Source organism: Endozoicomonas sp. ALD040 (assembly GCF_049275945.1).
Taxonomy (GTDB): Bacteria; Pseudomonadota; Gammaproteobacteria; order Pseudomonadales; family Endozoicomonadaceae; genus Endozoicomonas_A.
This window is the reverse complement of sequence record NZ_CP184829.1, coordinates 1,239,993-1,264,050: the sequence shown is the minus strand read 5'-3', so window position 1 is coordinate 1,264,050 and position 24,058 is coordinate 1,239,993. Positions and strand designations below refer to the sequence as shown.

Sequence of the window (24,058 nt, the reverse complement as noted above, 5' to 3'; positions counted from 1 at the left end):
CCCTCCCGTCATTCCCGGCTTCCCTCCCGTCATTCCCGCGAAGGCGGGAATCCACACTGACTCACCACCAGAACCATACTACCCGGTGCCCCCCTGGCCTTGTCATCCCCGAGAAGGCAGAGATCCACCGTTGGCGCTGGATTCCCGCCTTCGCGGGAATGACGACCCTTTAGTGCCGCACAGGCCCAAAGACTCTATAACAGCAGGTTGGACACCCCTACAGAGGGGTAACAATTAAAATGGAACTTTAATCACACCTTACAGGTCTAACCATTTAACAATTTCATTAAGTACCTGGCCAGTTGGTTTCGCATATTCTGGCGAGTGGATTTTTTCATCCTTCAAGACGCAACGACGGGCGCGTAGCCACAGCTACGCAACCAGAGTTGGAACGCAGAATGATGGAAAAAGCCGCCGTCCAGAATATGCGAAACCAACTGGTTAGGTACTTCAGTCCTTCAAATGACAGTTGAGAGGGAGATTGACTATGGATGGTCAAATTGCCGGAGGTACCAAAAAACGCGTTCATGATCGTAGCCTGCATGATCATGACGTGGCAGCCAAGATGGCAAAGCTGGGTATATCGTCAAAGGAAAAGCAGGATGTAGAAATCTGCTCTGAAGTAAGATCCAGACTAAAGAGATCGCCAACTTCAGAGACCTTGCCTGACAAAGTGAGAACCATCTCCGCAACGGATTCCTCGCTCCAAAAGACGACTCATTCCTTCGATTTTCGTTTTGTCGCCAGCGATGACGAGGTTCGACAGCTTTTGATTGCCACTACCCGTGATGAACATCTTGATGTTGCGCTTATTTCCCATCCCGATGACCTTTTAAAGGCTAACCTGGTGAGCCGGTTGAGTATTTCCGAAGAGGGTCACCACACTCTGGGTTCAGGCAAGCTGTTCGAAGGTTCACAGCCATTGACTCTGGTAATGGATATTCGAAAGCTCACCAGCGAAGAGCTGCCCAAATTTAACGATCTGCTGGACCCGGATAGCCCCTGTTTGTACGACAAAGTCAGCCAGGAGAAGCGCCCCTTGGGTCAGCATGTTTCTTTATTGGTTCTGGCAGACCCTGCTCAGCTGACATCGCTTGGCAGGCGTGATGACGCACCTGGCGCTGATTTCTGGCGAAGAATTAATCGACCGGAAAATACCTGGAAGTTCAACGCACAGACTGGCAATGACCCATCAGTGGAGATCGACAAGGTACCTCCGTTATTGGCTGAACTCCCCTCTGCCGAAAGTGTTATGGACGACGACAATAGTGTTTTAATTGACTGCCATTTGCACAGCAACTGGCGACAGTTGCTGCTGGGCGGCCCCGGAGTGGATAAACAGGGGCGAATCCAGCACCTGCCCGGCAGGCTTGAGACATTGAGGACCGGACAACGGGTGATTCTGAAAGGGGCCGACTGGGAAGATCTGACCTTTGAGCAGACCATTCGACAGATGCTGACGCAACAGTGTTTTGAGAGCAACGGGAAGATCTGTCCGTTACCCGACGATGTTCAGTTTTATCAAATGCCGGTTGGGAATAACGAGCTTCATTCACTGTTCCTGAGTCTGTCGCACTCTCTTGTCAAAGAAGGTGTAAAAAAAGGTGTCAAAGAAGGTGACAATAAAGACTCTGCTCTACGAATCCCGATCATTATTAACGAGAGTAATATCAGTGAATGGCTGAGCCCGATTGCCATTGCCCCGGAAGGCTATGCAGTACCAAACAACTGTCTGTTAGAACAGATTCGGGCGGGAGGTTCAGTCACCGTAACGTCTCCCCTCACTGAGGTTCTCTGGTTTCGTTTGCTGGGATCATTGGTGACTATTCGCGAGATGACCGGCCTGGAGCCGCAACTTCAGGTAGCCCACTGGAAAAAGCAACCGAAAGCCCTGGAATTGACAGAAAAAGATGAGCGCCCTCTGTCCAGGCCACAGGAAGAAATCAGAAATCAGGCCGCCTTTCATTTCGTCACTTATCAGCAACACGCTCAGGCAAGTCACTGGATCAGTGAACAGCAGGAAGCCCCTCTGGTCATTCAGGTCAATGAACAGACCAGCTTCAGCCAGCTCTTTGATAATATCCATATCAACTCGGAACAAAAGGCGCATTTTAGACGACATCCAAGTCAATTGCAGAAGGCATTAACCACTGGCAAACCGGTTGTACTGCTGGGACTGGACAGCAATCCGGTGCTTCAGCAACTTCTGGAACCTCTGGTTGTTGGGGAACCTTTGCTAGTGAATGGCCAACTGCAGGCCTACCCAAAAGCTCGTGTCACCCTGTTCTGGCCTGAGTCTGCAAGAAGCTCATCTTCAATAGTTAATTCAATGGTTGCCACAGGTGAACCTGGTCCCGAGCTCGATCTCTGGGATGTTAGTGCTCACAAACATGATATCTCCCGGACTGAGCTGCCAGAACAAGCACTTGATGAGCTTTACGAAGCCTTTAAAACCGTACCTGCCCACCTGTGTAAGCCTCTGCCTGAAATGACCGAAGGATTGTTGCACAACCTGATAATGGCCGCTCGGCGAGCACAGCAGGTTGACCAGTCCTCACGGCTTTTACCCCGCCACTGGCGCAAGGCCATCAATAGCATCATCACACATGGCACCCGACAACATCCGTCAGTGCGTGATTTTATGAAAGTGGCTTGTTTGCAGTTATTACGGGATAAGGATCAAACCGCCTCGGTAGACCCGGATCGCTTAAACGCCATCATCAAGGGTGCCCCCCGGTTTGATAGAAAGTTTGTGACTCAAAACCTGTGGCCACTGATCAGAGTGTTTAATCTGGCATTCTCTGAGGGCAAACGTTCTGAAGGCTTGCATCTTTCCTATGACTCTCCCTTTACACGATGTTATGAAACAACTGAAAAAATGTTTCTGGACAAGCTCTTTGGCATGATCCTGGCCCATGCTCCTGAAGAACAGCGAGATAAAATAGCCTATCAGTTGCAAGTCGATCCGGAAACGACAGAGCAATATCAATATTTAGCCATCTGGCCATCAAGACAGATCAAACGTTTGCAAGACGCACTGGCTTCTGGCTGGCAGTTATCTTTGCAAAAAGGGCAGAACCGATCCGATGCCATTCAATCTCTGGCCACCGATTGTTTTCATATTGTCAGAACAGCCAATTCTGACGCAGCAGGCATTGAGCTCATAGAAAATCGACTTTCTGAATCACTGAAATGGACGGATTCCGCTGATACCTCCTTGTCAGCACTGGCCCGGGATCTTTATCACGGCGAGATAAGTCAGAAAGATCGTGAAAGTCGTCGATTATCCCGACTCCATGACCGGCTTACAGATTCTCCTGTTATCTTCCTGCAGGGAGAAACCGGCACCGGCAAAAGTTACTTTTCCGCCAAATTGGCAAAAACTTCAGGACAGGCTGCGGTCATTTCCCTTGGACCTTCCGACAGCGAACAAACCCTGATGAAACGCTGGCAGTGGCAAGAGCACACCGATGGTGATCGCTCCATGAAACTGCAAAACAGGGCGCTGATGGAATGGGCCAACACTCCGTCCGGGAAGGATGGACACTATGTCACTCTGGTTCTGGATGAAGCCAACCTGGCCAAAGCCGGATTGCTGGCATCATTGAACGGCTTATGGGAACCGGAGCCCTGCATTTACGTGAATGGTCACCCTGTCAGAGTCGGCCCAAAACACCGGGTTATTCTCACCGGCAACCCGGATCATTACGCCGGGCGTCAAATGGACCCGGCTCTGAAAGAGAAACTGCCGACAACTTACTACCCTCGCCTGGACCGGGCATTCCTTCGCGACAGAGTGGTGGAACCGGCTTTGGTCAAGCATTTACAACGGCATCTGCCGGAGCAGCAAATAAACGACATTGCACACAGTGCCAGCAAAAGTGTGATGGCACTCTGGCAATATTATCAGGAACTCTTGCCCGACCATGAGTTTACCCCCAGGGATTTAACCGATATCTGCAGTTGGGTGGGTTGGTATCTGGATCGTGCCCTGCCCGCTCGCGGCAGCGTGACCTGTGCGCAAATAAACAGTTTGATCCAACAGAGTATTCGGGATGTACTGGGGCCGGAAATCACCGAAACTCATCAGGATGCCCTGTCAGCACTGGAAATCTGGTTTACTGCCCGTTACCAACCGGAGAACACCCTGAGCGACAGAGTTCATGAACACACCCTGCGGGATATGCAACAGACCTTCAGAATAGTCAGCGAAAAAATCCGACCAGACTTTGATACCTCCGGATCGACAGTCCGTGAGCTGGCGCAACGGCTTGGACAGGATTTAAGCCGCTGTCGGCAGGCTTATCATCACGACAGAAAACACGGCGGCCGTCAAGCGACACTGATTGAAGGTCCGGCCGGACGGGGCAAGGATGCCACGCTGAACCTGGTGATTGAAAGTGTCAGACAGGAGGCTAAGCGACAGGGAGAGTCCATGCCGGAAGTCTTTTACCTGAATGCCTGTGATTGTTCCTGGGACAAAGTGTGTGAAGCGATCCAGAAGGCAAAAGTCGATGGCGGCATCGTGGTCATTTCAGAAATGAATCTGATCGACAGCCAGCATCTGGAAGGTGAATTGAACGATATTCTGGCCGGTGACGCCCATCCGGGTTTCCACCTGTTTGCCACCATCAACCCGCCTGAATACAGCGGACGAAAACCCTTATCGCCCGCGCTGAAAGGGCGTTTTCGACATTTGCCCATCCAGCAATACAACGCGGCAGAATTACAGACCATTGCCGAAAAAGTGTTGCCAGAGTCCTCAGAAGGGACATTCGCCGCTAAACAGCTGACAGAAAAACATTGTCTTTTAAGGGCTTACCTGCAACAGCAAAAACTGCCGTTGCAGCCGACCAGTCATGATTTACAGAATGTGGCCAGGGCCGTTATCAGAGAAGGTAATTTTACCGAAACCGGCCTTCATCAATGCTTCTGTCAGCACTACCGGCTTTATCTGATGGCCGCCAACCTGTCGCTGGAGGCACTGCCAGAACCACCGGTTCCTGCCACGAGTGGGACTGAACTTGTTCCTGAAATTTGCGTCTGGCTCTACCAAACAGTATCGGGCATTGATCGTCCGTGGCTCATACGACGAAGTGATTGCAACAGTATTGACGAAAAAAACCATGAAATTCAAATTGATACTCATCTGGATGAAGAGGAAGCGAAAACCGAAATCGTCAGGCGTTTGGCTCAGACAAATTGGCAGGCATCAGGTCTTCCCCTGAAGCCGGATCGGTCCGACGATATTCGCACCCGGGCACTCTACCGATACTGGCAGCAAAGCTGGTTTAATCATAATTTTGGCCGAACAGGCGTGGATGCCAGTAGCGCATTTCCCTTGACGGAAGAAGAGAAACAAGCGCTGAAAATGCTGGCTTCCCAGCCTTATCTTCAGGAGGCTGATCAGCGTATAAAGGCATGGAACTCCAATGCAGTTCAATGCTGGCCTGAGTTTTGGGATCAGATAAGGAATCTGCCGAACCCTCTGAACGAAGCGCTGCCTATGGGCGATGATAGCCCTGCTGAACAATGCATTCCAAAAGTCCACGGGAAACAGGCTCCGGCATTGAATCAGAGCACAAACCATGAGCCACAGCCTGTTAACGAAGCCTTGACGGTTGGCGGTAATAAGGTTCCTGAAAAATACATTCCAGAAGCCCGAGGGAAACAGGCTCCGGCATTGGATCAGAGAATGAACTATAAGCCACAAACTATTAGCGAAGCGTTGGCGATTGGCGGTAATAAAGCTCCTGAAAAATACATTCCGCAAGCCCATGGGATACTGACTCGGGCATTGGATCGGGAAACGGATTATGATCTCCGGAAGGAAGCAACAGATACGAATTATAAAATTTTTGATACCTGGAGGTATTCTTCCCGTATGTATCGCTGTTCGGCAGAAGATATTTTTGTGACTGCCAGGGGTGATATCATGCGGATCAATATTAATGATATACACATTGAGGGAGTCGAAACCCTCATGCCTGAGCGGTTGCCGGGGCCTGACCAGAAAGTGACATTAGCCAGCAATCAAACGCTGGCAGTCGTTAACTGTTCACCGAACAAACGTCAACATACCTTGCCCAGTCTGAGCCCTTACGACTATATCGTGGCCTTGCGTATAGAATCTGATTTTCCATTCACCCTGATTAGAGACGAATATACCGGGCTGCACACGCTGTTTATTCCCGAAGCCAAAGCCAACCCTGGTATTCAAGTGGCTTATGTCGTAGAACCCAGAGAACCGGTTAAAAAAACACCTGCCAGACGAACTCAACGAGAACGTTCAACACTTTTGGACACCCACTGTTCAAACAATATAAAAAACGTACTGAACAAACTGTTTGCAAACATTGCCCGACAGCCAGACGAAATACAGGAACCTTTGAAGACCATAAAAGACGCTGAAGGCACGATGCAGCGCGTTCGGGCAATCACGGACTATTGCAAAGGGTTTTCCGGTACGGCTCAACCAGAGCCTAATAAAAATTTCTTCAAATTTCTCGTCACACGGCGGCAAGGTAGCTGTCGTCATCGCGTGCCTGTTTTTATTGCTTTTTGCCGTTATTTTGGGATTCCATGTCGGCAAATAAATAGTTTTATCCACAGCTTTGCAGAGTATTCTCCGGATGGAGGACAAACCTGGAAATCAGTGGATTTGGGCGGATCGCCCGGACGGACAAAAACAATGACACCTGACTTCCAGCGCAACAGGAATCTCAATGATTCCAGCACTGAGTTAATGAAGATTAAGGAGTTTCTGAGGGATTTCCTGAAAGGGGCAGATCTGTCACAACAGCAAACTCTGGCTAGAGCCTGTGATATGAGTCTGGAGGAACTGAACCAGGCCCTTGAGACAAAAAGAGCGTTGCCAGAAACCAATCTGGGTATTTCCGAAATCGTCAAGAACCTTTGGAAGGAAAAAAATCTGACCGGTTTTTCCATGGGTGTCTCACTTCTGGAGTCACTGGAGACAAAGGTACTTGACAATAAAAAGCAGGGATTGGTCGGTTTTATGGTTGACAACGATGGAAATGTCATTAGACCGATGTCGGAAGCAGTCAAACAAATATTGTCCAACACTCATGAGTACCAAATCACTGAACAGCTGAAGTTACTTCATTCAAAAATGATTGTTCAGGCCGGAGCGAGTCCTGTCAATTGGTTGGATTCAATAGTGCATATACTGAAGGGCAGTGACCTGGCCAACCCTGCGGTTATGCGCTTTGCCCGAAAAGCCCTGAAATCGGGTTGGCTGGAAACACTACCGTACAATGATTGGGATGCCAGAAATGCCCATGACCATCATCGGCTATTAGTGCGTCTGGAAGCTGTCGATGAACTGAAGGTCGAAGCCACCCGCTGTCTCAAAAAGTGGTACGAGGAACTTTTGCCGAGGAAAAAAAACAGTCAGATGTGGCAGGGAGGTTATGCAAGATTCCACAAGGAGAAACGTGACGTCTTGTTGGTCACTCATTGTCATGATGGGTTTTCGCCATTCCTTAAAAATAAAATAGTCCTCTCATCCTTGCAGACTGCCTGGACGGACGACCCTGAGGGCACGCCAAATATAGAACGAATGCTGGTGCGCCATCCTGCGTTTGAGCAGTCAGGCTCGGGTAAGGCGGCCCACCGTCCGGTGATTATCCTGGGGCAACCTTCCTGGGACAACACAATGATTAATGAAAAAGCCGAAGCCCTGTTCCAACAAAAAGTTGAGAGCAGCCCGAACCTGAAAAAACAGCTCGATGCCAAAAGCAGGAACAAATCCGCAACAGAGCCCTCTGAGCTATCACCCGGGGAGCAGAAACTTGTGGATGATTTACAAGACAAATGCAAGAAAGCGATTCAGCACGCCTTCAGTCATTACCTCTATGGAGTGACGCACTCGAAGGGCGGTTGTTTAACGTATTGTTGGGCCAATGCTTCCATATTTGACCACAACTCCCCGGAAAAAGATCTCTATGGCGCTCACGATCCATCCTCACCAGAGGAGCTGAATGCCATGATGTTTTCATTCTATAGCTCTCCCTGTTTTCAGGAATCTGTCAAGGATGCCTATTTAAGGCAGGTACAAAACGCCAGTAACGCTCTGGTGCTCAAATCCGATGAGCTCACAAAAATTGCCGGAGAGTTTGTGAACACCGTGAATTTGAATTCGCTCTGTGAGGCATTGGATACCTGATAACCGTTTGGTCATGATGCGCTTTTCGAGATCGGTAACTCCACTCCCGTCATTCCCGGCTTCCCTCCCGTCATTCCCGGCTTCCCTCCCGTCATTCCCGGCTTCTCTCCCGTCATTCCCGCGAAGGCGGGAATCCACACTGACTCACCACCAGAACCATACTACCCGGTGCCCCCCTGGCCTTGTCATCCCCGAGAAGGCAGAGATCCACCGTTGGCGCTGGATTCCCGCCTTCGCGGGAATGACGACCCTTTAGTGCCGCACAGGCCCAAAGACTCTATAACAGCAGGTTGGACACCCCTACAGAGGGATAACAATTAAAATGGAACTTTAATCACACCTTAAGGTCTAACTATCAGACAATTTTAATAAAGTCCTTCAAATGACAGTTGAGAGGGAGATTGACTATGGATGGTCAGATTGCCAGAGGTACAAAAAAACACGTTCCTCATCCTGGCCTGCCTGATTATGGCGTGGCAGCCAAGATGGCAAAGCTGGATGTATCGTCAAAGGAAAAGCAGGATGTAGAAATCTGCTCTGAAGTAAGGTCCAGACTAAAGAGATCGCCCTCTTCGGAGACCTTGCCTGACAAAGTGAGAACCATCTCCGCAACGGATTCCTCGCTCCAAAAGACGACTCATTCCTTCGATTTTCGTTTTGTCGCCAGCGATGACGAGGTTCGACAGCTTTTGATTGCCACTACCCGTGATGAACATCTTGATGTTGCGCTTATTTCCCATCCCGATGACCTTTTAAAGGCTAACCTGGTGAGCCGGTTGAGTATTTCCGAAGAGGGTCGCCACACTCTGGGTTCAGGCAAGCTGTTCGAAGGTTCACAGCCATTGACTCTGGTAATGGATATTCGAAAGCTCACCAGCGAAGAGCTGCCCAAATTTAACGATCTGCTGGACCCGGATAGCCCCTGTCTGTACGACAAAGTCAGCCAGGAGAAGCGCCCCTTGGGTCAGCATGTTTCTTTATTGGTTCTGGCAGACCCTGCTCAGCTGACATCGCTTGGCAGGCGTGATGACGCACCTGGCGCTGATTTCTGGCGAAGAATTAATAGACCGGAAAATACCTGGAAGTTCAACGCACAGACTGGCAATGACCCATCAGTGGAGATCGACAAGGTACCTCCGTTATTGGCTGAACTCCCCTCTGCCGAAAGTGTTATGGACGACGACAATAGTGTTTTAATTGACTGCCATTTGCACAGCAACTGGCGACAGTTGTTGCTGGGCGGCCCCGGGGTGGATAAACAGGGGCGAATCCAGCATCTTCCCGGCAAGCTTGAGCTATTGAAGGCCGGACAACGGGTGATACTGAAGGGGGCCGACTGGGAAGATCTTGCCTTTGAACAGACCCTTCGACAGGTGCTGGCGCAACAGTGTTTTGAGAGCAATGGCAAGATCTGTCAGTTACCGGACAATGTTCAGTTTTATCAGATGCCTGTAGGGAAGTACGAGCTTCATTCACTGTTGCAAAGTTTGTCCCACTCTCATAACAAACAGGGTGACAAAAGACTTGATAAAGAGCAGGCACCAGCAACCCCTATACTCCTTAACGAGAGTAATATTGTTCAATGGCTGAACCCAATTGCCATCGCCCCGGAAGGCTTCGCAGTTCCTAATACCTGCCTGTTGGAACAGGTTCGTGCCGGTGGTGTCGTCACCGTAACGTCTCCTCTTACTGAGGCAGACTGGTTTTGTTTGCTGGGCTCACTGCAGACGATTCAGAAGACAACCGGCCTGGAGCCCCGGCTTCAGGTGGCTCATGCAAAAGGACAACCAAAAGCCCTGGGTTTGACAGAAAACGATAAATACCCTCTGCCCAAACCACCGGAAAAAGTCAGAAATCGCGCTGCCTTTGATACCGTGACTTATCAACGATCTGCCCAGGCAAATCATTGGATCAATGGTCTCCCGCAAGCCCCCCTGGTCATTCAGGTCAATGAACAGACCAGTTTCAGCCAGCTATTTGATAATATCCATATCACCTCAGAACAAAAGGCCCGTTTTGGACAAGGTCGGAGTGCGTTGCAGGAGGCATTAACCGCTGGCAAGCCGGTGGTATTGCGGGGGCTGGAGACTAATCCAACGCTTCAGCAGCTCCTGGAACCCTTGATTATTGGACAACCTCTGTTGGTGAATGGCCAATTACAGGCCTATCCAAAAGCTCATGTCACCCTGCTCTGGCCTGCGTCTGCAAAAAGCACGTCGTCAATAGTTAATCTGATGATCGCCAAAGGTAGCCCGTGTCTTGAGGTCGATCTTTGGGATATCAATGTCGTCAGGCATGGTATCCCACGGACTGAATTGCCAGAACAGGCGCTTTATAAACTTTACGAAGCGTTTAAAACCGTACCTGCCCGGCTTTGTAACCCACTGCCGTCAATAACTGAAGGGTTGTTAAACAATCTGATACTGGCTGCCCGGCAAGCACAGCAGGTTGACCAGTCCCTGCAACTCCTGCCCTGCCACTGGCGAAAGGCTATCAATAGCGTCATCACCCATGGCACCCGACAGAACCCGACTGTGCGTGATTTTATGAAAGTGGCTTGTTGGCAATTGTTACCGGATAAGAATCAGGCCGCCACGGTAGACCCGGATCAGTTAACGGCCATCATCAACGGTTCCCGGCGGTTGGATAGAAGGTTTGTGAGGCAAAACCTCTGGCCGCTGACCCGGGCCCTTGATCCGGCAGTCTTGACGGATAACCCGTTTGAAGGATTACAACTGTCCTATGAAAGTCCACTGCCCGGGTGGGCTCAAAAAGAAGTTCTGGACAAGGTCTGCGCCCTGATCGTGGCCCATGGGCCTGAGGAACAACGACAGGCCATGGCGTATCAGTTGAAAGTCGATCCGGAGGCAGCGAAACTTTATCCACCCTTAACCATCAGGCCATCAAGACAGATTAAACGTTTGCAGGATGCACTGGCTTCTGGCTGGCAGTTAAACTTGCCATCGGGGCAGACCCGGTCCGATGCTATTCATGCGCTGGCCAACGATTGTTTCTACATCGTCAGGACAGCCAATTCTGAAGCAGAAGGCATTGAACGCATAAAACATCGACTGTTTGAATCAATGGCATGGCAAGGTTCCACTGATATGCCCTTGTCAACTCTGGCCCGGGATCTTTATCACGGCGAGATAAGTCAGAAGGATCGTGAAAGTCGTCGATTATCCCGACTCCATGACCGGCTTACCGACTCTCCCGTTATCTTTCTGCAGGGAGAAACCGGCACCGGGAAAAGTTACTTTTCTGCCAGAATGGCCAAGACTTCAGGGCAGGCTTGGGTGCTGTCTCTTGGAGCTTCTGACAGCGAACAGACCCTGATGAAACGCTGGCAGTGGCGACAACATGCCGATGGCGACCGCTCTATGGTGCAGCAAAACCGGGCACTGATGGAATGGGCCAAGACCGAATCCGACAAAGGCGGAGGCTGTGTTGGAGGAGAGTACATAACCCTGGTGCTGGATGAAGCCAATCTGGCCAAAGCCGGATTACTGGCATCATTAAACGGCTTATGGGAACCGCAACCCTGCATCTATGTGAATGGTCATCCTGTCAAGGTCAGCGAAAAACACCGGGTGATTCTCACCGGCAACCCCGATCATTACGCCGGGCGCCAAATGGACCCGGCCCTGAAAGAGAAACTGCCCAGGGCTTACTACCCTCGCCTGGATCAGGCATTCCTTAGGGACAGGGTGGTGGAACCGGCTCTGGCCAATCATTTACAAGAGCATCTGACGGAGCAGCAAATAAACGACATTGCACACAGTGCCAGCAACAGTGTGATGGCACTCTGGCAATATTATCAGGAGCTGCTGCCAGAGCATGAGTTTACTCCCAGGGATTTAACAGACATCTGCAGTTGGGTGGGCTGGTATCTGGATCGAGCTCAGCCCGCTCACGGCAGTGTGACCTGTGGGCAAATAAACAGTTTGATACAGCAAAGTTTTCGGGATGTACTGGGCCCTGAAATCACCGAAACGCATCAGGATGCCCTGTCAGCACTGGAAATCTGGTTTGCTGCTCGTTACCAACCGGAGAACACCCTGAGCGACAGAGTTCATAACAAGACCCTGTCAGATTTTCAGCAGACCTTCAGAACAGTCAGCGAAAAAATCCGACCAGACTTTGATACCTCCGGATCGGCAGTCCGTGAACTGGCGCAACGGCTTGGGCAGGATTTAAGCCGCTGTCAGCAGGCTTATCATCACGACAGAAAACACGGCGGCCGTCAGGCAACACTGATTGAAGGACCGGCTGGACGGGGCAAGGATGCCACGCTGAACCTGGTGATTGAAAGTGTCAGACAGCAGGCCGAACAACGGCAAGAATTGATGCCGGAAGTCTTTTACCTGAACGCCTGTGATTGTTCCTGGGAGAAACTGTGTGAAAAGATCCAGAAGGCAAAAGTCGATGGCGGCATAGTGGTGATTTCAGAAATGAATCTGATTGACAGCCAGTATCTGGAAGGTGAGTTAAACGACATTCTGGCCGGTGACGCCCATCCGGGTTTCCACCTGTTTGCTACCATCAACCCGCCTGAGTACAGCGGGCGAAAACCCTTATCACCGGCGCTGAAAGGGCGTTTTCGACATCTGCCCATCCGGCAGTACAATCCGACAGAATTACAGACCATTGCCGAAAAAGTGTTGCCAGTGTCCTCAGAAGGGACATTCGTCGCTAAAAAACTAACAGAAAAACATTGTCTTCTAAGGGCTCACCTGAAACGCACAAAACAGCCGTTGCAACCGACCAGCCTTGATTTACAGAATGTTGCCAGGGCTATCACCAGAGGAGGCGATTTTAGCGAAAAAGCCGTTCTTCAATGCCTCAATCAGCACTACCGGCTTTATCTGATGGCCGCCAACCTATCGCTGGAGAAACTGCCCGGGTCTTCGGCTTTTGTCGCGGGGAAGAATGAATTTAATTCCAGACTTTGCCAATGGTTCAATGGGACGGTATCGGACATTGATCGTCCGTGGTTGATTCGAAACAGTGATCTCAGCAGTGTTGATGAAAAAAACCATGAAATTCGTATCAAGACCCGTCTGACTGAAGAGGAAACCAGAACGGAACTCATCAGGATGGTGGCCCAGACCAGATGGCAGGCATCCGGTCTTTCCCTGAAGCCGGATCGGTCGGACGATATTCTCAGACAGGCTCTCTACAGACACTGGCAGCAACGCTGGTTCGCTGATGATTTTAGCCTTACCGAAGTGGACGCTAATAGCGTATTTCCCCTGACCAAAGAACAGGCACAAATACTGAAAATGCCGGCTTGCCAGCCTTATCTTCAGGAGGCTGATAAGCAGATACAGGTATGGAAGGCCCATGACGTTCAATGCTGGCCCGCATTTTGGCAGCAGATCAGTGATCTGTCGAACCATTGGGCAAAGGTTTTTATCAACCAAGCATCAGCTATTAGCGGTGACAGCGCTCCTGAACCCTATGATCCGGAAGTTGAGGAGAAAGAAGCACCGGCATTGGATCGAAGAACGAACTATGAGGATCAGGAGATACCGAAGATTGAACTTTGTGAAGTTTTTGATTCGCAGCATCCCCCTGAAATGTATCGCTGGCAGGCAATAGATATTCGTATCACTGCCAGAGGTGAAATCAAAAAGATCAATCTTAATGGTAAATACCTTCTGGGGGTCGAAACCCTCACACCTAAACGGTTGCCAGAGAATGACCAGAAAGTCACATTAACCGGAGATCAAACGCTGGCGACCCTTCGGGTATCGCCAAAGAATGGTCAATGTCCATTGCCCAGCCTGACGGCCAGTGACTCTATCGTGGCCCTGTGTATAGAACCTAATTTGCCATTTAAACTGATCAGGGACCACTATACCGGGCTTCATACACTGTTTATTCCTCTAGCCGCTGCCGACCAGAGTTTTCAATGTACTTATGTCGTAGAACCCGGAAAGCCGGGCAAAAAAACGGCTGCTAGAGAAGCCTTTTTTGACGTCCAGTGTTCAGAAGGCGTGAGGTCCGTACTGAAGGAAATATTTGGAAACATCGGCGAACAACCAGCCAAAGTACAGGCACCGTTGCAGAAAATAATAGACGCTAAAAACATCAGGCAACGAATTAGCGCAATCACGGAATACTGCCAACAGTTCTGCGGTGCAGCTAAACCAGAAGAGAGTGAAAATTTCTTTCGATTTCTGGTAACAAACCGGCAAGGTAGCTGTCGTCATCGTGTGCCTGTTTTTGTTGCTTTTTGTCGCTATTTCGAGATTCCCAGTCGGCAAATTGAGAGCCTCAAGCACGTCTTTGCTGAGTATTCCGTAGATGGAGGCCAAACCTGGGAGTCTTCGGATTTGGGCGGGGCGCCGGTGAAGGTAACAAAAACTACACCTTTCTACCAGACTGCCGGGAAGGCCGAAAAGGTCAGAAAGGCTGGTGATTTCAGCACTGAATTAAAAAACCTGAACGATGCTGACTTAGCACAACAGCAAGCTCTGACTAAAGCTTTTGGTATGAGCCCTGAGGAACTGAACAAAGCCCTTGAGACAAACAGCGCATTACCCAATCCAAGTACTTCCGAAGTTGTACAAAATCTTTGGAGGGAAAAAAATTTAGCCGGTTTTTCTATGGGTGTCTCAATATTAATAGAGACAAAAGAACTGAGCGCTTCAGAAAAGAAATTGATCGGTAATGTGCCCAACCAATATGGGAAGCCCCATAATCCGATGTCGTCGGCAGTAAGACAAATATTGTTAGACAATGATGCAGATCAGGTCATTGAACTACTCAGGTCATTGCACTCAAAAATGGTAGTTGAGGAAGAAGCAAGCCCTCTGAAGTGGTTGGGTTCAATGAATAAAATACTGCTGTACAGTGACTTAACCAACCCTTCGGTTAGACACTTTGCCAATAAAGCCCTGCAATTGGGTTGGCTAGATCCACTGTCGTTCTACAAAGAAAAAACTATCAGAGCCGGTGAGCACCATCGTCTGTTGAAGAGACTTGAAGACGTCGATGAACTGAAGGTTGCAGCCACAGATTGCCTGAAAAAATGGTATCAGACCCTGTTGCACAGGGGAAAAAACAGCAAGCAATGGTGCAATTTTTATAGCGACCATCAAGAGAATAATCTCGATGCCTTGTTTATTACTCACTGTCATGATGGTTTTTCAAAATCCCTTGAAAATAAAATCGCCCACCGAGCTCTAAACAGCCGCTGGACCGACCAGCCCGGGGGCATTCCGAATATAGAACGAATGCTGGTGCATCAACCTGCTTTTGAGCAGTTGATCTCGGGCAGGGCGAACCACCGTCCGGTAATTATCGTGGGAGGCAATTTTTGGTGCAACACAGTGATTGATGAAAAGGCCGAAGTCCTGCTCCAACGAAAAGTTGAGAGCAATCCGGAATTGAAGACATTATCGGAAAAGGTCAAAAAATATAAGGCGATAGAACTGGAACGCACCAGAGCTCTGGCCGACTTGTATGAAGAAAGAGAAAACGCCCAAAAACTCAGTTTTTCTTGTTGGCAATATCAAAATAAATTAAAAGAAATCGTGAAAAAACAGCTTGAAATCGATAGCAGCTACCAACGCATTCTGGAGACCCTTGGGGTATCAAATAAAGAGAAGTCCCTTCTGAGAGGTATAGAACTCGAATACTCAGAAGCGATTCGTCAGGCCTTCAGTCATTACCTGTATGGAGTGACACACTCAAAAGGCAGCTCTTTGACCTATTGCTGGGTCGACGCTTCCTTAGGGAATTCCTGCTACAAAAACTCCTATGGTGCTCATGAGCCATCCTCACCACAAGAGCTGTATGACATGACGTGTCATATTAACAGCTCTTTATCGTTTCAGAGTTCTGTAGAGGATACCTACTTAAAGCAGACACAAAACGCCAGTAACGCTCTGGTGATCAAATCCTGTGACTTGACCAAAATTGCCAACGAGTTTTTGCACACTGTGAATTTAAATTCGCTGTATGAGTCATTGGATACCTGATAAGTACTTAACCATTTGGCCGTGATGAGTTTTTTGAGATCGGTGATTTCCTCCAATAGTCAGGGCTGTCTCTTTAAATGGAACTTTCGTTCATTTCTAAAGTCTAAACATTAAACACTTTCAATTTAATCCTTCAGATGTCAGGAGGCGGACTATGGATGGTCGTATTTGTGGTAAGAAAATAAAGGCGCCCGTTCACGATACTGCCACGCCTGCCAACACGCCTGCCAAAAGAGCAAAGCTGGATTTACCGCTAAGTATTGCCAAGGTCACCAGTGTAACTGCCAGACTCGATAAATTGTCAATTCCGGGTGTGATGTCTGCTAAACCGAGAAGGGTATCCTCAACGGACTCATCGCTTCAAAAGATCTCTAATGCCTTTGATTTTCGTTTTGTCGCCAGCGATGACGAGGTTCGACAGCTTTTGGTTGCTACTGACGGTGATGAACATCGTGATGTTGCCCTTATTTCCCATCCCGATGACCTTTTACAGGCTAACCTGGTGAGCCGGTTGAGTATTTCCGAAGAGGGTCGCCACACTCTGGGTTCAGGCAAGCTGTTCGAAGGTTCACAGCCATTGACTCTGGTGATGGATATTCGAAAGCTCACCAGCGAAGAGCTGCCCAAATTTAACGATCTGCTGGACCCGGATACCCCCTGTCTGTACGACAAAGTCAGCCAGAAGAAGCGCCCTCTGGGCCAGCATGTTTCTCTATTGGTTCTGGCAGACCCTGCACAGCTGGCATCAATTGGCCATAGTGGCAATGCCCCCGGTGCTGATTTCTGGCGACGAATTAACCGACCGGAAAATACCTGGCAGTTCAACCCACAGACTGGCCATGACCCATTGATGGAGACCGACAAGTTACCTCCGTTATTGGCTGAACTCCCCTCTGCCGAAAGTGCTATGGAAGACGACAACACCGTTGTTATTGAATGTCACTTGCACAACAACTGGCGACAGTTGCTGCTGGGCGGCCCCGGAGTGGATAAACAGGGGCGAATCCAGCACCTCCCCGGCAGGCTTGAGACATTGAGGGCCGGACAACGGGTGATTCTGAAAGGGGCCGACTGGGAAGATCTGGCCTTTGAACAGACCATGCGACAGATGCTGGCGCAACACTGTTTTGAGAGCAATGGCGAGGTCTGTCAGTTACCCGACGATGTTCAGTTTTATCAAATGCCGTTGGGGAATAACGAGCTTCATTCACTGTTTCAAAGCCAATCCCGCTCTTGTTACAAAGAAGGTGATAAAGGAGTTGATAAAGATCAGACACCAGGAAACCCGATTATTATTAACCAGGGTAATATCGCCCAGTGGCTGAACCCTATTGCCATTGCTCCGGAAGGCTTCGCAGTTCCTAATACCTGCCTGTTAGAACAAGTTCGTGCCGGTGGTGCCGTCACCGTAACGTCTCCTCTCACTGAGGCAGATTGGTTCTGTTTGCTGGGCTCACTGCAGACTATTCAGAAGACAACCGGTCTGGAGCCCCGGCTTCAGGTGGCTCATGCAAAAGGACAACCAAAAGCCCTGGGTTTGACAGAAAACGATAAATACCCCCTGCCCAAACCACCGGAAAAAGTCAGAAATCCTGGTGCCTTTGATACAGTGACATATCAGCAAGATGCTCAGGCAAATCATTGGATCAATGGTCTCCCGCAGGCACCTCTGGTCATTCAGGTCAATGAACAGACCAGTTTCAGCCAGCTATTTGATAATATCCATATCACCTCAGAACAAAAGGCCCGTTTTGGACAAGGTCGGAGTGCGTTGCAGGAGGAATTAACCGCTGGCAAGCCGGTGGTATTGCGGGGGCTGGAGACTAATCCAACGCTTCAGCAGCTCCTGGAACCCTTGATTATTGGACAACCTCTGTTGGTGAATGGCCAATTACAGGCCTATCCAAAAGCTCATGTCACCCTGCTCTGGCCTGCGTCTGCAAAAAGCCCGTCGTCAATAGTTAATCTGATGATCACCAAAGGTAGCCCGTGTCTTGAGGTCGATCTTTGGGATATCAATGTCGTCAGGCATGGTATCCCACGGACTGAACTGCCAGAACAGGCGCTTTATAAACTTTACGAAGCGTTTAAAACCGTACCTGTTCACCTTTGTAACCCACTGCCAGAAATAACTGAAGAGTTGTTGAACAATCTGATACTGGCTGCCCGGCGAGCACAACAGATTGACCAGTCCTTGCAACTCCTGCCCTGCCACTGGCGAAAGGCTATCAATAGCGTCATCACCCATGGCACCCGACAGAACCCGACTGTGCGTGATTTTATGAAAGTGGCTTGTTGGCACTTGTTACCGGATAAGAATCAGACCGCCACGGTAGACCCGGATCAGTTAACGGCCATCATCAAAGGTTCCCGGCGGTTGGATAGAAGATTTGTGAAGCAGAACCTCTGGCGGCTGACCCGGGCCTTTGATCCGGCAGTCTTGATGGAGAACTCGTTTGAAGGATTACAACTGTCCTATGAAAGTCCACTGCCCGGGTGGGCTCAAAAAGAAGTTCTGGACAAGGTCTGCGCCCTGATCGTGGCCCATGGGCCTGAAGAACATCGACAGGCAATGGCTTATCAGTTGGCGGTGGACCCGCAGGCAGCGAAACACTGTCTACCCTTAGCCATCAGGCCATCAAGACAGATTAAACGCTTGCAGGATGCGCTGGCTTCTGGCTGGCAGTTAAACTTGCCATTGGGGCAGACCCGGTCCGATGCCATTCAGGCGCTGGCCAGCGATTGTTTTTACATGGCCAGAACGGCGAATTCTGAGGCAGAAGGCATTGATCGTATAGTACTTCGGCTGTCTGAATCATTGAAATGGACGGTCTCCACTGATATGCCTTTGTCAGCGCTGGCCAGGGATCTTTATCACGGCGAGATAGATCAGAAAGATCGTGAAAGCCGACGATTATCCCGGCTCCATGAACGGCTTACGGACTCTCCTGTTATCTTCCTGCAGGGAAAAACCGGCACCGGGAAAAGTTACTTTTCTGCCAAAATGGCCAGGGCTTCAGGACAAGCTTCAGTCATTTCCCTTGGACCTTCCGACAGTGAACAGACCTTGATGAAACGCTGGCAGTGGCGACAACAGGCCGATGGCGACCGCTCTATGGTGCAGCAAAACCGGGCGTTGATGGAATGGGCCAATACCAAATCCGACAAAGACGGAGAGTACATTACCCTGGTTCTGGATGAAGCCAACCTGGCCCAGACCGGAATACTGGCATCATTGAACGGCTTATGGGAACCGCAACCCTGCATCTATGTGAATGGTCATCCTGTCAAGGTCAGCAAAAAACACCGGGTGATTCTCACCGGCAACCCGGATCATTATGCCGGGCGTCAAATGGACCCGGTCCTGAAAGAGAAACTGCCCAGGGCTTACTACCCCCGGTTAGACCAGGCATTCCTTCGGGACGGAGTGGTGGAACCCGCTCTGGTAAAGCATCTACAACGGCATCTGCTGGAGCAGCAAATAAACGACATTGCACACAGTGCCAGCAAAAGTGTGATGACGCTCTGGCAATATTATCAGGAACTCTTGCCCGACCATGAGTTTACCCCCAGGGATTTAACAGACATCTGCAGCTGGGTGGGCTGGTATCTGGATCGTGCTCAGCCCGCTCGCGGCAGTGTGACCTGTGGGCAAATAAACGGTTTGATACAGCAAAGTTTTCGGGATGTACTGGGCCCTGAAATCACCGAAACGCATCAGGATGCCCTGTCGGCACTGGAAATCTGGTTTGCTGCCCGCTACGAACCGGAGAACACCCTGAGCGACAGAGTTCATAAGAAAACCCTGGAGGAAATGCAGCAGACCTTCAGTACAGTCAGCGAAAAAATCCGACCAGACTTTGATACCTCCGGATCGGCAGTCCGTGAACTGGCGCAACGACTTGGACAGGATTTAAGCCGCTGTCAGCAGGCTTATCATCACGAAAGAAAACACGGCGGTCGTCAGGCGACACTGATTGAAGGTCCGGCGGGGCGGGGCAAGGATGCCACGCTGAACCTGGTGATTGAAAGCGTCAGACAGCAGGCTGAGCAACGGCAAGAATCCATGCCGGAAGTCTATTACCTGAATGCCTGTGATTGTTCCTGGGACGAACTGTGCGAAAAGATCCAGACGGCAAAAATAAAAGGCGGCATCGTGGTGATTTCGGAAATGAATCTGATCGACAGCCAGCACCTGGAAGGTGAATTGAACGATATTCTGGCCGGTGACGCCGATCCGGGTTTCCACCTGTTTGCCACCATCAACCCGCCTGAGTACAGCGGGCGTAAACCCTTATCACCGGCGCTGAAAGGGCGTTTTCGACATTTACCCATCCGGCACTACAACGCGGCAGAATTACAGACCATTGCCGAAAAGGTGTTGCCAGAGTCCCCGGAATGGATATCAGTCGCTAAAAAGCTAACAGAAAAACATTGTCGTTTAAGGGCTTGCCTGCAACAGAGAAAACTGCGATTGCAGCCGACCAGTCTTGATCTTCAGAATGTCGCCAGGGCTGTTTTCAAAGGAGGCGACTTTACCGATAAAGCACTTCATCAATACCTCACTCAGCACTACCAGCTTTTCCTCATGGCCGCCAATCTATCGCTGGAGAATCTGCCCGGGTCATCAGCTCTTGCCGTGGAGAAAAGTGAATTTAATTCCGGACTTTGCCAATGGTTAAATCGGACAGTATCGGACATTGATCGTCCGTGGTTGATACGAAGCAGTCATCTCAGCGGTGTTGATGAAAAAAAACATGAAATTCGTATCAAGACTCGTCCAGCTAAAGAGGAAACCAAAAGGGAACTCATCAGGATGGTGGCCCAGACCAGATGGCAGGCATTCGGTCTTTCCCTGAATCCGGATCAGTCGGACGATATTTTCACACAGGCACTTTACAGACACTGGCAGCAATGCTGGTTCGCTGGTGTGTTTGACCTTACGGACGTGGACGCTAATAGCGTATTTCCCCTGACCAAAGAGCAGGCACAAACACTGAAAAGGCCTGCTTTCCAGCCTTATCTTCAGGAGGCTGATAAGCAGATACAGGCATGGAAGGCCAATGACGTTCAATGCTGGCCCGTATTTTGGCATCAGATCAGTGATCTGCCGAACCGCTGGGTAAACGACTTTATTAACACAGCATCAGCTATTGGCAGTGACGACGCTCCTGAACCCTACGACCCGGAAGTCGAGGAACAAAAAGCTCCGGCTTTGGACCGAGAAACGAACTATGAGGATGAGGAAACGCAAAAGGTTGAACTTTATAAAGTTTTTGATTCGCAGCATCTCCCTGAGATGTATCGCTGGCAGGCATGGGATATTCGTGTCACTGCCAGGGGTGATATCAAAAAGATCAATCTTGATAGTAAACACCTTCTGGGGATCGAAACCCTGACATCTGACCAGTTGCCAGGGAATGACCAGGAAGTGATATTAACCAGAAATCAAACGCTGGCGACCCTTGAGATATCACCAAAGAACGGTCAATGTCTATTGCCCAGCCTGACGGCCAGTGACACTATCATGGCCCTGCATATAGAACCCTGTTTGCCATTTAAACTGATCAGGGACGACTATACCGGGCTGCATACACTGTTTATTCCTCTGGCCGCAGTCGGCCAGAGTTTTCAATGTACTTATGTCGTAGAACCCACAAAGCCGGGCAAAAAAACGGCTGCTAAAGAAGCCCTTTTTGACGTCCAGTGTTCAGAAGGCATGAGGTCCGTAATGAAGGAACTGTTTGATAACATCAACGAACAACCCGCCGAAATACAGGCACCGTTGCACAAAATAATAAACGCTAAAGACGTCAGGCAACGAATTAGCGCAATCACGGAATACTGCGAACAGTTCTCCGGTGGCGCTGCACCAGAAGAGCATGAAAATTTCTTTCAATACCTGGTAACACAGCGGCAAGGTAGCTGTCGTCATCGTGTACCTGTTTTTGTAGCTTTCTGTCGTTATTTCGGGATTCCCTGTCGGGAAATTAGTAGCCGCATCCACAGCTTTGCCGAGTATTCCGTGGATGGAGGCCAAACCTGGGGGGCAGTGGATTTGGGCGGGGAGCCCATGGACATAATAGAAATTACACCTGACCAGCAGTCTTCCGGGGAGGTCGTAACGTTTAGCACTGATTCAAAGATCGGGGATCTGATTAAGAATCTCCTGAAAGGTGCTGACTCAGCACAACAGCAAGCTCTGGCTGAAGCCTGTCATATGAGCTTCGAGGAACTGCACAAAGCCCTTGAGACAAACAGTACATTGCTCGATGAATATCTAAGTACTGGCGGATTGGTAGAAAATCTTTGGAAGCAAAGAGATTTAGTCGCTTTTTCTATGGGTGTCTCGATCTTGATATCTATGGGTGTCTCGATCTCGATCTCGATCTCGATCTTCTCGACCTTGATAGAGACAAAAGCATTGCGCCCTTCAGAGGAGCAATTGGTCGGTGATGAGTTCGACCACTATGGGAATCCCCGTGATCGGATGTCGGATGCAGTAATAAAGATATTGTTGGGCCATGATGCAGATCAGGTCATTGAACAACTCAAGTCATTGCACTCAAAAATGATTGTTGAGGGCGGAGCAAGTCCCCTGCAGTGGTTGGCTTCAATGAATAAAATACTGCGATGCAGTGACTTAACCATCCCTTCGGTTATTCACTTTGCCAAAGCAGCCATGCAATTGGGTTGGCTAGATCCACTGTCGTTCTACAAAGAAAAGATTATCAGGGCCGATCAACACCATTATCTGTTGGAGTCACTTGAAAAAGTCGATGAACTGAAGGTTGCAGCCACAGATTGCCTGAAAAAATGGTATCAGACCCTGTTGCACAGGGAAAAAAATAGCAAGATATGGTGTGATTTTTATAGCCACGAAAAGAATGAACGCGGTGCCTGGTTCATTACTCACTGTCATGATGGTTTTTCAAAATCCCTTGAAAATAATATCCCCGAGCGATCTTTACAGATCCGCTGGACCGACCAACCCGGGGGCATTCCGAATGTAGAACGACTGCTGTTGCGCCAACCTGCGTTTGAGCAGTCGATCTCGGGCAGGGTGAACCACCGTCCGGTATTTATCATGGGAAATATTTTATGGCACAACACAGTGATTAATGAAAAGGTCGAAGCTCTGTTGCAACAAAAAGCTGAGAACAATCCGGAATTGAAGACATTATCGGGAAAAGCCAAAAAATATCAGGCGATAGAACTGGAACTCAACAGAGCGCTGGCCGACTTGGGTAGTAAGCGAGGTCAAATTGAATTAGAAGAATTCAAGAAAAAACAGCTTGAAATCAAAAGCAGCTACCAACAGATTCTGGAGCCCTTTAAGCTATCAATTAAGGAGCAGATCCTTCTGGAGAAATCAGAAAAAAAATGCAAAGAGGCGATTTATCAGGCTCTCAGTCATTACCTGTATGGAGTGACACACTCAAATGGCGGCTCTTTGGCGTATTGCTGGACCGAGGCTTTCTTAGGGTGTTCCTACCATACAGACTCCTATGGCGCTCATGATCCATCTTCACCAGAAGAGCTGTGTTGTATGTTGTCTTCAATCCAAAGTAATTCTGTGTTAATTCAGTCTCTTGAGGATGACTACCTACGACTTGCACAAAACGCCAATAACGCTCTGGTGCTCAAACCCACTGAGTTGACAAAAATTGCCGACGAGTTTTTGAACACTGTGAATTTAAATTCGCTGTTTGAGTCATTGGATACCTGATAACCAACTGGTTAGGTACTTAACCAGTTGGCCATGATGAGCTTTTTGAGATCGGTGATTTCCTCCAATAGTCAGGACTATCGGAACTTTTTTCCAACCCTAAGGTCAAATTACTGATGACTTTCAATATCAGTTTTTTAATGACAGCAAGGA

At 49.4% G+C, this 24,058-nt stretch carries 3 protein-coding genes; all 3 read left to right on the top strand.

The window, feature by feature from the left end:
• The first annotated feature begins 487 nt into the window (after nt 1-487).
• The 3 genes from ACOJUN_RS04090 (at nt 488) to ACOJUN_RS04080 (ending at nt 23,905) form a co-directional block, all read left to right on the top strand.
• The gene (locus ACOJUN_RS04090) at nt 488-8,188 is read left to right on the top strand and encodes an AAA family ATPase (protein WP_422135397.1); all 7,701 of its coding nucleotides are present in this window, start codon (nt 488-490) and stop codon (nt 8,186-8,188) included.
• A 407-nt stretch (nt 8,189-8,595) separates the two neighbouring features.
• Nucleotides 8,596-16,176, top strand: coding sequence for an AAA family ATPase (locus tag ACOJUN_RS04085; protein ID WP_422135396.1), 7,581 nt, complete (start codon nt 8,596-8,598; stop codon nt 16,174-16,176).
• A 154-nt stretch (nt 16,177-16,330) separates the two neighbouring features.
• Entirely contained in the window at nt 16,331-23,905 is a 7,575-nt protein-coding gene (locus tag ACOJUN_RS04080) for an AAA family ATPase (RefSeq protein ID WP_422135395.1), read from the top strand.
• Nucleotides 23,906-24,058: the final 153 nt, after the last annotated feature.

What these genes read in the sequence shown, in the direction of transcription:
- ACOJUN_RS04085 (WP_422135396.1), top strand. Translation starts at nt 8,596, where the DNA reads ATGGATGGTCAGATTGCCAGAGGTACAAAAAAACACGTTCCTCATCCT.
- ACOJUN_RS04080 (WP_422135395.1), top strand. Translation starts at nt 16,331, where the DNA reads ATGGATGGTCGTATTTGTGGTAAGAAAATAAAGGCGCCCGTTCACGAT.
- ACOJUN_RS04090 (WP_422135397.1), top strand. Translation starts at nt 488, where the DNA reads ATGGATGGTCAAATTGCCGGAGGTACCAAAAAACGCGTTCATGATCGT.